The organism is Pseudarthrobacter sp. PvP004, assembly GCF_017876035.1.
Lineage (GTDB): Bacteria > Actinomycetota > Actinomycetes > Actinomycetales > Micrococcaceae > Arthrobacter > Arthrobacter aurescens_A.
Genome location: NZ_JAGINL010000001.1, coordinates 2063935 through 2076307 on the forward strand (window position 1 = coordinate 2063935; position 12373 = coordinate 2076307).

13 protein-coding genes, 7 tRNA genes and 1 riboswitch are annotated in these 12373 nt (G+C 62.1%); of the genes, 7 read left to right on the plus strand and 13 right to left on the minus strand.

Translation table 11 applies throughout. The annotated features are described in order from the left end of the window. Nucleotides 1–17: 17 nt before the first annotated feature. The 13 genes from ribH to J3A64_RS09325 form a co-directional block, all read right to left on the minus strand. Nucleotides 18–503, minus strand: a complete 486-nt coding sequence (ribH, locus tag J3A64_RS09265; protein WP_014921429.1) for a 6,7-dimethyl-8-ribityllumazine synthase — start codon at nucleotides 501–503, stop codon at nucleotides 18–20. A 16-nt stretch (nucleotides 504–519) separates the two neighbouring features. Beyond that, on the minus strand, nucleotides 520–1224 hold the full coding sequence (ribA, locus tag J3A64_RS09270; RefSeq protein ID WP_014921428.1) for a GTP cyclohydrolase II: 705 nt from the start codon (nucleotides 1222–1224) through the stop codon (nucleotides 520–522). Continuing rightward, nucleotides 1221–1916, minus strand: coding sequence for a 3,4-dihydroxy-2-butanone-4-phosphate synthase (gene ribB, locus J3A64_RS09275; protein WP_014921427.1), 696 nt, complete (start codon nucleotides 1914–1916; stop codon nucleotides 1221–1223). The genes ribA and ribB overlap by 4 nt, the downstream gene beginning before the upstream one ends. Then, nucleotides 1913–2542 carry a riboflavin synthase gene (locus J3A64_RS09280; RefSeq protein ID WP_011774523.1) on the minus strand — a complete coding sequence of 210 codons (630 nt, stop codon included), beginning with the start codon at nucleotides 2540–2542 and terminating at the stop codon, nucleotides 1913–1915. Before J3A64_RS09280 ends, ribB begins: the two co-directional genes overlap by 4 nt. Beyond that, nucleotides 2542–3663: a bifunctional diaminohydroxyphosphoribosylaminopyrimidine deaminase/5-amino-6-(5-phosphoribosylamino)uracil reductase RibD gene (gene ribD / locus J3A64_RS09285; RefSeq protein ID WP_307807183.1), complete on the minus strand. Its 1122-nt coding sequence runs from the start codon at nucleotides 3661–3663 to the stop codon at nucleotides 2542–2544. The genes J3A64_RS09280 and ribD overlap by 1 nt, the downstream gene beginning before the upstream one ends. Further along, a complete protein-coding gene (gene pnuC / locus J3A64_RS09290; RefSeq protein ID WP_210064184.1) occupies nucleotides 3660–4364 on the minus strand; it encodes a nicotinamide riboside transporter PnuC in 705 nt (234 codons plus the stop codon). Before pnuC ends, ribD begins: the two co-directional genes overlap by 4 nt. Nucleotides 4365–4453: 89 nt before the next feature. Further along, a riboswitch (FMN riboswitch) is annotated at nucleotides 4454–4608 on the minus strand. 78 nt (nucleotides 4609–4686) lie between these two features. Next, nucleotides 4687–5361, minus strand: a complete 675-nt coding sequence (gene rpe, locus J3A64_RS09295) for a ribulose-phosphate 3-epimerase (protein ID WP_011774520.1) — start codon at nucleotides 5359–5361, stop codon at nucleotides 4687–4689. A 55-nt stretch (nucleotides 5362–5416) separates the two neighbouring features. Continuing rightward, a complete protein-coding gene (locus J3A64_RS09300; RefSeq protein WP_210064185.1) occupies nucleotides 5417–6967 on the minus strand; it encodes an RsmB/NOP family class I SAM-dependent RNA methyltransferase in 1551 nt (516 codons plus the stop codon). Continuing rightward, complete coding sequence (fmt, locus tag J3A64_RS09305) at nucleotides 6964–7884, minus strand: methionyl-tRNA formyltransferase (protein ID WP_210064186.1); 921 nt, start codon at nucleotides 7882–7884, stop codon at nucleotides 6964–6966. Before fmt ends, J3A64_RS09300 begins: the two co-directional genes overlap by 4 nt. Then, entirely contained in the window at nucleotides 7881–8453 is a 573-nt protein-coding gene (def, locus tag J3A64_RS09310; RefSeq protein ID WP_011774517.1) for a peptide deformylase, read from the minus strand. The genes fmt and def overlap by 4 nt, the downstream gene beginning before the upstream one ends. 50 nt (nucleotides 8454–8503) lie before the next feature. Further along, nucleotides 8504–9397, minus strand: coding sequence for a cytochrome (locus J3A64_RS09315; protein WP_210064187.1), 894 nt, complete (start codon nucleotides 9395–9397; stop codon nucleotides 8504–8506). A 12-nt stretch (nucleotides 9398–9409) separates the two neighbouring features. Next, the gene (locus tag J3A64_RS09320) at nucleotides 9410–9577 is read right to left on the minus strand and encodes a hypothetical protein (protein WP_159101462.1); all 168 of its coding nucleotides are present in this window, start codon (nucleotides 9575–9577) and stop codon (nucleotides 9410–9412) included. Between the two features lie 96 nt (nucleotides 9578–9673). After that, nucleotides 9674–9745 (minus strand) — tRNA-Val (locus J3A64_RS09325). A 250-nt stretch (nucleotides 9746–9995) separates the two neighbouring features. Between J3A64_RS09325 and J3A64_RS09330 the strand changes: the two genes are divergently transcribed. The 7 genes from J3A64_RS09330 (at nucleotide 9996) to J3A64_RS09360 (ending at nucleotide 12294) form a co-directional block, all read left to right on the plus strand. Then, a tRNA-Gly gene (locus J3A64_RS09330) sits at nucleotides 9996–10068 on the plus strand. 46 nt (nucleotides 10069–10114) lie between these two features. Further along, nucleotides 10115–10185, plus strand: a tRNA-Cys gene (locus J3A64_RS09335). Nucleotides 10186–10223: 38 nt separating this feature from the next. After that, a tRNA-Val gene (locus J3A64_RS09340) sits at nucleotides 10224–10298 on the plus strand. A gap of 57 nt (nucleotides 10299–10355) precedes the next feature. Beyond that, a tRNA-Gly gene (locus J3A64_RS09345) sits at nucleotides 10356–10428 on the plus strand. 23 nt (nucleotides 10429–10451) lie between these two features. Further along, nucleotides 10452–10526: transfer RNA gene (locus J3A64_RS09350), tRNA-Val, on the plus strand. Nucleotides 10527–10584: 58 nt separating this feature from the next. Beyond that, a tRNA-Gly gene (locus J3A64_RS09355) sits at nucleotides 10585–10660 on the plus strand. 179 nt (nucleotides 10661–10839) lie between these two features. Continuing rightward, the gene (locus J3A64_RS09360) at nucleotides 10840–12294 is read left to right on the plus strand and encodes an amino acid permease (protein WP_014921421.1); all 1455 of its coding nucleotides are present in this window, start codon (nucleotides 10840–10842) and stop codon (nucleotides 12292–12294) included. Nucleotides 12295–12373 lie beyond the last annotated feature (79 nt).

Here is a 12373-nt window from a genome sequence, read left to right on the forward strand (position 1 = left end):
CCTTCGATCCAAGGCTTCTAGCTGAACTGCTTGAGCGTCACAGCCGTGGCGAGGGCGGCGGTCACCGCTTCGTGGCCCTTGTCCTCCTTGGAACCGGGAAGGCCGGCACGGTCGATGCCCTGCTGCTCGGTGTCGCACGTGAGGACGCCGAAGCCGACAGGCACTCCGGTGCGAACACTGACATCGGTGAGTCCCGACGTCGCAGCCTGACAGACATAGTCGAAGTGCGGGGTTCCGCCGCGGATGACCACTCCGAGTGCTACGACGGCGTCGAAGTGCGGCGCGAGCCTGGCTGCGGCAACCGGAAGCTCAAAGCTGCCCGGGACCCGCAGCAGCGTGGGTTCCGCAATGCCGGCTTCCTTGGCTGCGCGGAGGGCACCGTCAACCAGTCCATCCATGATCTGCGTGTGCCAGCTTGCCGCCACAATGGCCAGCTTCAGCTGCGAGGTTTCCTCCGGGTTGAGGGTGGTGAGGTCAATAGTGGGTGCGCCGTGGCCGCTCATATTTGCTGGAATCCGTTCAGTCTTGGTTGTTGTCAAAGGAGTGCGTTGAAGGTGTCTTGCCATTGCTGACCGGCTCGACATCGAGCGTCAGCCGGTGGTCCATCCGGTCCTTCTTGGTCTGCAGGTAGCGAAGGTTCTGTTCACGCGACGGAACCTCGGTGGGCACCATCTCAACAACAGTCACCCCGGCCTTGTCCAGGCGGTGCTGCTTGTCCGGGTTGTTGCTTAGCAGCCTGACCTCGTGCAGGCCCATCTCCGCCAGGATCTGTCCGGCCGCGGCGTATGAGCGCGCATCAACCGGCAGCCCCAGTTGCTCGTTGGCTTCCACCGTGTCAAAGCCGGCTTCCTGCAGCGCGTAGGCCTTGATCTTGTTGGCCAGCCCGATGCCGCGGCCCTCTTGGCCGCGCAGGTACAGCAGGGTTCCGCCCTCAGCGTGGATAAGCTCCAGGGCATAGGCCAGTTGCTCTCCGCAGTCGCAGCGGTAGGAACCGAACACGTCACCGGTCAGGCACTCCGAATGCAGCCGCACCAGGGGCGCACGGCCACCTTTGGGCGGGTTGGGGGAACTCACGGCAAGGTGCTCGTGGCCTGTCTCGTGGTCCGTCCAGGCCTGTGCAACGAAATCACCAAAGGCCGTAGGCAATTGCACGATCGGCCCGCCGGTCACAGGGTGCGGCGCGGGGCCGGTGTGGTCGCTGTTGTGTGTGGTCGATGCGGTCATCGCTTCTCCTCGTCCTCCTGTGAAACACGTGCCGTCTGGGACTCTACCGCCTCAACATATGACACCAGGTCCTCGATGGAGATGAGGGGGCATCCATGTTCAGCGGCGAAGTCGCGCAGGCTGTCCAGGCGCATCATTTCACCGTCGTCATGTACCAACTCTGCGATCACACCCACCGGAGCAAGCCCGGCAAGACGACACAGGTCCACGGCAGCTTCCGTGTGACCCGGACGTTCACGCACTCCCCCGTTAACTGCCCGCAACGGGAAAATATGCCCGGGGCGGGTGATGGATGCCGGAGTGCTGCTTGGATCAGCCAGAATCCGTGCCGTCAAGGCCCGGTCAGTGGCTGAAATTCCGGTGCTGACACCGATCGCGGCGTCGCAGGAAACGGTGTAGGCGGTTCCCTTTGCGTCCTCGTTGATCTCCACCATGGGTGGAAGGATGAGGGCGTCCGCACGTGCTCCATCCAAGGGAACACAGATGACGCCGGATGAATACCGGATGGTCCAGCCCATGAGGGCCGGAGTGGCGTGTTCGGCGGCAAAGATAATGTCGCCTTCGTTCTCGCGGTCTTCGTTGTCCACCACGATCACGGCTTGGCCCGCCGCCATCGCCGCGATAGCCGATTCAACAGGATCGAGCCCCGTACGGCGCTCCCCCGTTGGTGTTGTCTTGGCAGGAGCGCTCATCGCGCACCCCCCTGCTGGGGTGCGAAGGACAGCAGGCGTTCTGTGTACTTGGCCAGCACATCCACTTCGAGATTCACGCGGCCTCCCACCGCCTTGGCACCCAGGCCTGTTTCTTCCAGCGTGGTGGGGATCAGTCCCACTTCAAACCATGGTGCCGTTTCGGCGGCAGGACTGACGGCGGTCACGGTCAGTGATACACCGTCGACGGCGATCGAACCCTTTTCGGCGATGTACCGCGCCAGCGGGGCCGGCACGCCAAAACGCAGACGGTCCCAGTTGCCCAGCGGCTCGCGTTCCAGCAACTCTCCAACACCGTCAACATGGCCCTGCACCACATGGCCGTCCAAGCGTCCGCCGGCCGGAACGCAGCGTTCCAGGTTCACGGCATCTCCTGGCGTCAGCTCGCCGATGGTCGTCCGGACCAGGGTCTCCCCCATGACGTCCACGCTGAAATCCTGGCCGTCGATCTGCGTCGCGGTCAGGCATACCCCGTTGACAGCAATGGAGCCGCCCAAGGGCAAGCCCTCCGCCGTGGTAGGCGCTTTCAGCCGCAATGTTGCGCTGGCATCTCCTTCATGCTCAATGCTCAGCACAGTGCCTTGCTCAGCAACGATTCCCGTAAACATCAGTTTCCTCCCGTGACATATTCCGCGGCTTCACTGCCCGGAATCGAATTCTTGATAGTGCTCGCGGCACCCCTTGGGGACCGCAGGTGGAGCCGAAGGTCATTGCCGAGGATGCGGACAGCGCCGCCGCCGGCTTCATCCCACGACCAATGCTGTGCGTCGGCCAGAGTGGTGATACCGAGGTCGTTCAGTGCCGGAGTTCCGGATCCCAGCAGCGTCGGAGCGAGGTAGACGATCAGTTCGTCCACCAGGTCTGCCGCCAGGAACGTGCTCAGAATGGACGAGCCACCTTCCACCATGAGGTGCCGGACGCCCTTTTCGAACAGCATGCCCAGAGCTTCTGCCGGATCCCGTGTGGGCAGGTGGACGAAACGCCCGTCATTTCCGCGGACTGCAGCATCTTGGGGGACGTCCCGCAGGCCCATGACGGCACGTATCGGCTGGTGAGCTGAAAGTTCCCCATCCGGCGTTCGGGCCGTGAGCCGCGGGTCATCGACCAGCACGGTTCCCGTGCCTACCAGTATCGCGTCGATGAGTCCCCTGAGACCGTGGTTGTCGGCGAGCGACTCCGGACAGGAGATCCACTGGCTGGTACCGTCCACGGCAGCGATGCGACTGTCCAGCGTCTGGGCGATGTGCAAGGTGACGAACGGACGCTTGGCCGCAACGGCGTCGAACCAGTCGCGGTTCAGGTCCAGCGCCTTCTCGCCTTCCAGTCCGGAAATGACCTCCACACCGGCGGCGCTGAGCGTCCGTGCGCCGCCCGCGGCAGGGTCATGGGGATCGTCGACGGCGTAAATCACCTTCGCGATTCCCGCGGCAATGATGGCCTGGGCGCAGGGGCCGGTGCGACCCACGTGGTTGCACGGCTCCAGGGTCACCACCATAGTGGTTCCCACGATGTCGATGCCCTTCTTTCGGGCTTCGGAAATTGCGTCAGCTTCGGCATGGGCAGTGCCGGCACCCAGGTGATAGCCAGTTGCCAGTTGCTCGCCGTCAGGACTGAGGATTACCGCCCCCACCAACGGGTTTGCTCCGCGGGGACCGGCCAGGGCCGCCGTCAGCGCGGCGTCCATGGCTTCACTTTCCGCAGCGGTATAAGAGGTGTCGACGAAGCTCACTGGACAGCTCCCACGGATGCGGCAACGACTGCCGGGCTGGTACCGCGGCCGGCCCGTTCGCGATTTTCCGCCCGCCACCACACAAAGAAGCCGGTGAGGGTGAAGAAGCCGTAGAACAGGTACATGACCGCGCTGGCGTAGTATCCCGCGCTGAACAGCAGCGGCACACCAACGATGTCAACGGCCACCCAGATCAGCCAGAACTCAGTCCATCCACGTGCCATGCCGTAGGTTGCCAGCAGGGATCCCATGAAGGTCCAAGCGTCGGCCCAAACGGGCGGGTACGAGCCGAGGGCGTCAAACAAGGGCATCAGTGCCGCCGTGCCCGCCACCATCGCACCAATCAGCGCGATGCGCACCTTATTGCTGGCCCAACCGGGGACGATTGCACGCCCCGGGGTGCTTGATTGCCGGCCCTGCTGCCACCGGTACCAGCCATAAATGGCGACGGCGATGAACATGATCTGACGGGCGGCCTGTCCCCACAACGTGGCGGGGGCGGCTGCACCAAAGACGTTGCCCAGGAAGACCGTGAGCAGGAGGATGTTACCGACGATGCCGATCGGCCAAGCCCAGACTTTTCGGCGCATGCCGCCGAGGGCGCTGAGGAGCCCAAAGATGTTTCCAAGCACTTCGCGTAAGACAAGAGCAGATCCTCCAACGGGGATCTGTGCTTCGAAGAGCCATCGCAGTAAGTCCATGCCGTTCCTTCCCAGTAAGCCGCGATGACTCCGGGGGTGTACGACAGCGCAATGCCGGGCGTCGCAAAAGGAACGCCCAAGGCATGACTGTACGTGCTTCTCCCATCCAGACTTTAACTGTCGGTACCGGAATTTCACCAGTTCAACCGTCCGCCATCGATCGCCAATTTCTTGGAATCCAATGGCTCGCGGGTCGCGGACTATAACCGCCGGTTCGGACTTACACCGACCCCGGAGCACGTATGTGTGTTGTTATTCTGCCACAACTACAAAGATGTCCGGGCTATTCCCGGGCAATCTTCGTAACATGTGGTGACGGTCGTCAGGCTTTCGTTGCGGCCGCAGCCTGACCCGCCGCGCGGAGGCGGTCGATGGCTTCTGCAGGGTCCGCGTGTCCATATACTGCCGAGCCCGCAACGAACACGTTTGCACCCGCTTCTGCAGCGCGGACGATGGTCTCCTCGGTGATGCCGCCGTCAACCTGGATGGCGACGCCGATGCCCGAACCTTCGATTGCCGCGCGCGCCCGCCGGATCTTGGGCAACGTGATGTCCAGGAACGACTGTCCCCCGAAGCCGGGCTCCACCGTCATGATCAACAGCATGTCCAGCTCGCTGAGCATGTCCAAGTAGGGCTCCACGGGTGTGGCCGGGCGCAAGGCCATGCCTGCCTTGGATCCCCGGGCACGTAATTCGCGGGCAAGCTTGACCGGCGCCATGGCGGCCTCGGCATGGAACGTCACCGAAGCGACGCCGGCATCGGCGTAGGCAGGCGCCCAGCGGTCGGCGTCGGAGATCATCAAATGCGCGTCCAACGGCACCGGGCTAACAGCTTGAATTCTCTGAACTACCGGCAAGCCAAGCGTCAGGTTGGGCACAAAGTGGTTGTCCATGACGTCCACATGGACGGCATCCGCATTACTGATCCGTTGCAGTTCCGCCTCAAGGTTGACGAAATCTGCAGACAAAATGCTCGGGTTGATACAGCACTGAGACAAGGCAGCCCCTTCAGTTCGGTGATGGTCGGAAGTTCGGTGAGAGTCGTGTGGGTGGCTACGGCTTCTTGCGGATAATCGCCATGAACATGGCATCCGTCTGATGAACGTGCGGCCACAGCTGGGCAGTGAGCTCGTGTCCAGCGCCGAGGCTGCCGGTAAGGCTGACATCGTCGAGCGCCTGTCCGGCGTCGAGGAGTTCAAGGTCCTCACGCTTGGCCAGCACGTCAGTGACCACAGCAGTTGTTTCGGCCGGATGCGGCGAACACGTCACGTATGCCACCACTCCACCGGGCTTTACGGCGTCAAGCGCTGACTTCAACAAGTCACGCTGCAATGGACCCAGGTCCCCAATGTCTTTGGGAGAACGGCGCCACCGCGATTCGGGCCGCCGCCGCAAGGCCCCAAGTCCACTGCAGGGCACATCAACGAGGACACGGTCAAAGGTTTCGGGCTGCTCCGCACCCACTTCGCGACCATCGCCGGTCCGCACCGTCCAGGCCTCGCTGGGGACAGCCGAAAGTGCTTGCTGAACGAGTTTGGCCCGGTGCGGTGCAGGCTCGTTGGCCAGGAGGGTCGCGCCGTCGCGATAGGCCAGGGCAGCCAGGAGCGCAGCCTTGCCACCGGGACCCGCGCACAAGTCCAGCCAGCGTTCACCTTGGGCAGGAGACTCCCCCAACTCGACTCCGGCCAAAGCACGCGCTACAAGTTGTGATCCGACGTCCTGTACACGCGTTGTGCCGCGCCGCACCGATTCAAAACGGCCAAGGTCCCCGCCGGCGGAGAGAGCCGAATCTTCCACCAACTCACCGGCAGTGGCGCCATGATCGAAAGCTTCGTCGAGGTCCCCCAGGCCGGGCAAGGCCACCAAGTTAACCACCGGGGCAGCGTTGTCGGCTTCAAGGAGGGCGTCAATCTCGGTTTTTGGGCGACCGTGGTTCACCAGGGATTGGCGGAGTGCACGGACAATCCATTCCGGGTGAGCGTGGCGCAGGGCAGCGATTTTGGTCTCGTCGGATTCGTCATCCAGCAGGACCTCCAACCACTCGCCCATGCTGTGGGCAGTGACTTTGCGAAGCACCGCGTTGATCAGGGCCGATGGGCCGGCTCCGATGACGGCGCGTGCCAGGCCGACGGTCTGATCCAGCGCGGCGTGGGCAGGAACGCGCATGGAGAGCAGCTGGTGGGCGCCGATTCGCAGCGCATCCAGGATGGCAGGATCCAGTTGCTCCAGGGGGCGGTCCACACAACGGGCCAGGATGGCATCGTAGGTACCCTGCCCGCGCAAAGCACCGTAGCTCAGCTCAGTGGCGAAGCCGGCATCCCGGCGGTCCAAGCGATGCTCCCGGATGCGTGCGGGTAACACAAGGTTCGCGTAAGCATCCTCGGAAGCAACCGCACGAAGCACTTCGAAAGCAACCAGTCGCGCCGGGTCAGCGCGGCGCGTACGCTGCGACGGGGCATTATTGGTGAAGCCCCTCTGCGGCCCCCTGTTTCGCTCGCGGCCTTGAGCGTTGCGTTTGCTCTCGCCGCGGGCTCCACGGTTGTTTTGTCCGCCGCCGTCCCGGCTCCCGCTGTTGTTGGGGCCTCGCCGGCCGGACTCGCTCATTCGAATACCACTCTCTCGGGTGTTGCCAAACCGCGGGCCCAATCGGCCGGCGACATCATTTTCTTACCGGCCGGTTGGACCCGGCCAAGCTCCACTGCATGGGAACCGGTGCCTACCAGAACCGACTTGCCATCCACCCTGATGCTTCCCGGCGGAAGATCCTTGACCTCGGGCCGGAGAGCTACAGGTTCAAGCTTGACTCTTTGGCCGTCCAAGGTGGTCCATGCTCCGGGTTCAGGGGTAACTCCACGCGCCCGGCGGTTCAATGCAAGGGCCGGCTGCTGCCAGTCCAGACGACCGTCGTCGAGGGTCAGCTTGGGGGCGTGGGAGACCTCCCCGATCTGCGGCTGCGGAGCAGCCTGCCCGGCATCAATGGCGGAAAGGGTCTGGCTCAGCAGCACCGCGCCACTGATGGACAGGCGCTCGAGCAGATCACCCGCTGTATCTTCAGGACGAACTGTTTCGGTCAGTGTCCCGAAGACAGGCCCGGTATCGAGGCCTTCTTCAAGTTGGAAGGTAGCTGCCCCGGTGACGTCGTCGCCCGCGATGATGGAACGCTGCACGGGGGCAGCGCCTCGCCATGCCGGGAGAAGTGAGAAGTGCAGATTGACCCATCCGTGCGTGGGGACTCCCAGGGCATCTTTGGGAACTATGCCACCGTAGGCAACAATGGCGGCGACGTCTGGCGCATACTTCGCGATTCCCGCCGTAGTATCGGCGTCCACCCTTGCCGCGCGTATGACGTCAATACCGAGTTCCATCGCGCGTGCAGCCACAGGTGAAGGAGTCAGGACGCGCTTGCGGCCCACTGGTGCATCCGGCCGGGTGAGGACCGCCACGACGTCAAAGCCGGCCTTTACCAGCGCATCCAAGGACGGCACAGCCACAGCCGGCGTCCCGGCGAAAAGTACCTTCACTCGGGAGCCCCGAAGCTGCCGCCGCCGAAGCTGGAGCCTACGGAATTGGCTCGCTGGGAGGTGGTTTGTTCCGTGATGGCGTGGTAATTGGCGTTTCGGATGGCACGGAGGGCTGCCTTACGGTCATCGCCTTCCAACCGGTCCGTGTACAGGACGCCGTCAAGGTGATCTGTCTCGTGTTGGAAACAGCGGGCGAGCATGCCTTCAGCCTCCACCGAAACCGGATTGCCGTTCAGATCCACGCCGGTTGCCCGCGTGGCCCTGTAGCGGCGCACGGGGAATCCCAATCCGGGAATGGAAAGGCAACCCTCTACTTCATCCGGCTGGTAGTCCTCGCTGTTTTCCAGGACCGGGTTGATGATGTGGCCTTCCACGCCCCCAATGCGGTAGGTAAACACACGCTGGCTGACACCCACCTGCGGCGCGGCGAGCCCGGCGCCTTCAACGTCTTCCATGGTTTCCGTCATGTCGGCAACCAGCTTGGCGAGCTCCGGACCGAAATCGGTGACGGGGTCAGCTACGGTGCGCAGCACCGGATCCCCGATGATTCGGATACTCAAAATTGCCATCTGCTGTCAGTCCTCACGATCGTCAAACCAGGTTCCGGCTGTTGCGGAGCCTAAGCCAGTTTAGTTGAGGTCATGGCGGCTGCCGGTGCCGCACCGGCTGACGCGAAGACCGGAGGAGCAACAGGCAGCAGTGGTTGCCCGGCCGAAACAACGTCCGCTGACATCTCCCACACCCGCCGGAGGGCGCAGAACTTCCACCAATGGTGCTTGAGGATGTCCGGATTAGCCCGCTGAGGCCGGACTTCAGTCTCACCGATGGCTACTGCAAGCAACATGGGACTGTCTCCGTACTTCCACGGCTCCCATTCACCTGCAACAGGGTCCACCAGGCTTTCCTCGGCTTTCATCCCGGCAGCAAGCTGCATGACCACTTTGTCGTCCAGGGCTTTGACCGTGCCGTCCCGGGTAGTGCCCTTGGTTTTGTAGTCAATCAGGCAAATGCGCCCGTTGATCCGGGCCACGAGGTCCAAGGTCCCGGCATAACCCACTGTCTTATTCCAGACAGTAATCTCCGGTGCCAAGGGCTCCACCCTGTAGAGCTCCCACCATTCATCAAAACGGGCGGCGAAGGCTTGTTCACCGTTTGCAGCGAGGTCCTCCCTGCATTCCTGCATTCGATGTGGGCGCCCCATGGCCCGCAAAGCTACCTGTTCGCAGTAAGTGTGGACGCGATCTCCGCGTGCGGCCGCCGCGTCCCGGTAAACCTCAGCGGCTTTGGAGGCTTTGTTGATTGCCTGACGGACTTTCGCCGGGCTTCCAAGGATCGAGGGCAGATCAGGATCCGCAGCGAGGCTGCTCGCCCCCATGTAACTGAACCAACCATCCAAGGCATGCGCCTGTTGTCCGATCACCGTGGTGATGGACGGCACAGAAAATTGCTCAGTGGTGGAGCGGGCGTACATCCGGCCGTAGTCAGTAGCGTGGGCAAGCAGTGGAGCAGTCATATAAAGACTGTGTCATAGAGGGCCGACAGAATTCATCTGCGGGAAGATCAACGCGAACTGCTCTGGAGGCAACCTGGCCAGCTTGCCGGCGAGGATCGGCGCGGTCACTGCGAGATCCCCCATGAGGGTGGCGGTTTCCGTGACGGCTGGGGGCACTTCCGGCTCTTCTTGTTCGCGCATGCTGATGGGTGTCGCGTCCACGTGAATCGTGACGCAGAAAACAAGAAAAAACCCCGCCTGGACCGAATCAATCAGTCCAAACGGGGTTCCCGGTAGTGGGCGATACTGGGTTCGAACCAGTGACCTCTTCGGTGTGAACGAAGCGCGCTACCACTGCGCCAATCGCCCGGGTGCATAGAAAACACTAACGGACCATCGCCGGAATGCAAAACGGATCCTGATGTCCAGGCTGCCCTCGAACTACACCAGTGAAATTACAGCCGTGAAATTCAAGCAAATCCGCGCAAACACAAGGATCCAGCCGCCACAGCGATCAAAAGACGGCAACCGATTTGGAGTTTGCAGCAACCTCCTATAGAGTTTTTACTCGTCGGAAAGCGACGGAATGCCTGCAGGGCTGCCCGCCGGTAAAGACATTGCGGACGTAGCTCAGCTGGTAGAGCACCACCTTGCCAAGGTGGATGTCGCGAGTTCGAATCTCGTCGTCCGCTCGCAAGGCACTGTCAAGGCAAGAATTCCCCGGAATCCTGCTTACACGGTGGGTTGGCCGAGAGGCGAGGCAGCGGCCTGCAAAGCCGTATACACGGGTTCGAATCCCGTACCCACCTCGGTGAAAACCATGTCTTCCAGCTTTGGCTGGATGCATGGGCGATTGGCGCAGCGGTAGCGCGCTTCCCTGACACGGAAGAGGTCACTGGTTCGATCCCAGTATCGCCCACCAGAACAAGGCAACTTGTTTGTTGTTGAAGGCCGGGCATCAGCCCGGCAAGCAGCATGTGCGGACGTAGCTCAGCTGGTAGAGCACCACCTTGCCAAGGTGGATGTCGCGAGTTCGAATCTCGTCGTCCGCTCTCCTTATGAAGGACCCGGTAACGGGCGATTGGCGCAGCGGTAGCGCGCTTCCCTGACACGGAAGAGGTCACTGGTTCGATCCCAGTATCGCCCACCAGAACAAGGCAACTTGTTTTGTAGTTGTTGGCCAGGCATCAGCCCGGCAAACAGCAAGTGCGGACGTAGCTCAGCTGGTAGAGCACCACCTTGCCAAGGTGGATGTCGCGAGTTCGAATCTCGTCGTCCGCTCCACGATAAAAAAGGCAGCTCCCCGGAGCTGCTTTTTTTATGCCCGGATTCGGCGAATATCCAATTGATTAATGGAAGTAACCGATACCCCTCAGAAGAAGTCGCTTTATCTAATGTGATTCGGCTCGCATAATGTACTGCGAGCTCATCACCGTTCCACGCCCACCGGCAGGAGTACCCCCATGAACCAACAGACGGCTTCCCAGTCCGTCCTGAGGCGCAAGCCCATCGACGATATCGAAGAAGAAAACAAACACAGCGGGCTTTTTAAGAGTCTTGGCCTCTGGCAGCTGACGGCCATCGGCGTCGGCGGCATTATCGGCGTCGGCATCTTTTCGCTGGCCGGGCTGGTAGCCCATGGCAGCGAGAGCAACCCGGGCGTCGGCCCTGCCGTGCTCTTCTCGTTCCTGATCGCCGGTCTCGCGTCCGGCGCAGCAGCATTGTCCTACGCCGAATTTGCCGGGATGATCCCCCGCGCCGGCTCGGCCTACACCTACGGCTACGTTGCCTTGGGAGAGATCATCGGCTGGTTCATCGGCTGGGATCTACTGCTTGAGTACATCGCCATCGTGGCTGTGGTGGCCATCGGCATCTCCGGTTACTTCGATGCTTTCCTTTCCGGCATCGGAATCCATATGCCCACGTGGATGACGTCCACCGCAGATGAAGGCAAGGGCGGCATCATCAACCTTCCCGCCATCCTTGTCTGTCTCCTGGTCACCTGGATCCTGAGCCGCGGCACCAAGGCGTTTGGCCGGTTTGAACTGGTGGCGGTTGCCATCAAGGTCATCCTGATCCTGTTCATCATCGGCCTGGGCATTTTCTACATCAACACCGAGAACTACAACCCGTTCATGCCCAGTGGCTTCGGCCCGGTCCTGGCTGGTGCCGCTACCGTCTTCTTCGCCGTCTTCGGCTATGACGCCATGAGCACCGCCGCGGAAGAGGCTAAGGACGGCAAGAAGCACATGCCCAAGGCCATCATCCTTTCCCTGATCGTGGCCATGCTGCTGTACGTTGCCGCCACACTCGTACTCACCGGCATGCAGAACTACAAGGACATCGATCCCACGGCCGGCTTCGCTTCGGCGTTCACCGGCGTCGGCCTGCCTGTCATCGCCACCATCATTTCGGTGTTCGCGGTCCTGTCCATCCTCACCGTGATGCTCACCTTCCTTCTGGGTGTGACCCGCGTGTGGTTCTCCATGAGCCGCGACGGCCTGCTCCCCGGCTGGTTTGCCAAGACTGACCGCCACGGCACTCCGCAGCGCGTCACGTGGATCGCGGGTGTTGCCTCGGCGTTCCTCGCCGGCGTCTTCCCCATCAAGGAAGTTGCCGACCTCACCAACATCGGTATCCTGGCTGCCTTCGTGGTCGTCTGCATTTCCGTGATCGTCTTCCGCTACACCAAACCCAACGCTCCGCGCACGTTCCGCTTGCCGTTCATGCCGGTTGTCCCCGCGTTCGGTGTCCTGGCATCGGCGTTCCTCATGTTCCAGCTCCACTGGGAAACGTGGGTGCGGTTCGGGGCATGGTTGGTCATCGGCTTGATCATCTACTTCGCTTACGGGCGCAGGCACTCCCTCATGAACCCGGACAGCCCGCGCCACAAGGTGGAAAGTAAGCCGTTGGCGTAGTTGTCCACAGGCCTCCGCTGAACCCTTGGCACTCCAGAGAACTGGTGTTAGGGTCGGACGCGGAGGAGCGAACTGGCTC

Bases quoted from the DNA above. Each gene is read 5' to 3' on its own strand.
- J3A64_RS09315 (WP_210064187.1), bottom strand. From the start codon at position 9,397: ATGACTGCTCCACTGCTTGCCCACGCTACTGACTACGGCCGGATGTAC.
- ribB (WP_014921427.1), bottom strand. From the start codon at position 1,916: ATGAGCGCTCCTGCCAAGACAACACCAACGGGGGAGCGCCGTACGGGG.
- J3A64_RS09300 (WP_210064185.1), bottom strand. From the start codon at position 6,967: ATGAGCGAGTCCGGCCGGCGAGGCCCCAACAACAGCGGGAGCCGGGAC.
- J3A64_RS09320 (WP_159101462.1), bottom strand. From the start codon at position 9,577: ATGCGCGAACAAGAAGAGCCGGAAGTGCCCCCAGCCGTCACGGAAACC.
- J3A64_RS09360 (WP_014921421.1), top strand. From the start codon at position 10,840: ATGAACCAACAGACGGCTTCCCAGTCCGTCCTGAGGCGCAAGCCCATC.
- ribH (WP_014921429.1), bottom strand. From the start codon at position 503: ATGAGCGGCCACGGCGCACCCACTATTGACCTCACCACCCTCAACCCG.
- J3A64_RS09280 (WP_011774523.1), bottom strand. From the start codon at position 2,542: ATGTTTACGGGAATCGTTGCTGAGCAAGGCACTGTGCTGAGCATTGAG.
- pnuC (WP_210064184.1), bottom strand. From the start codon at position 4,364: ATGGACTTACTGCGATGGCTCTTCGAAGCACAGATCCCCGTTGGAGGA.
- ribA (WP_014921428.1), bottom strand. From the start codon at position 1,224: ATGACCGCATCGACCACACACAACAGCGACCACACCGGCCCCGCGCCG.
- def (WP_011774517.1), bottom strand. From the start codon at position 8,453: ATGGCAATTTTGAGTATCCGAATCATCGGGGATCCGGTGCTGCGCACC.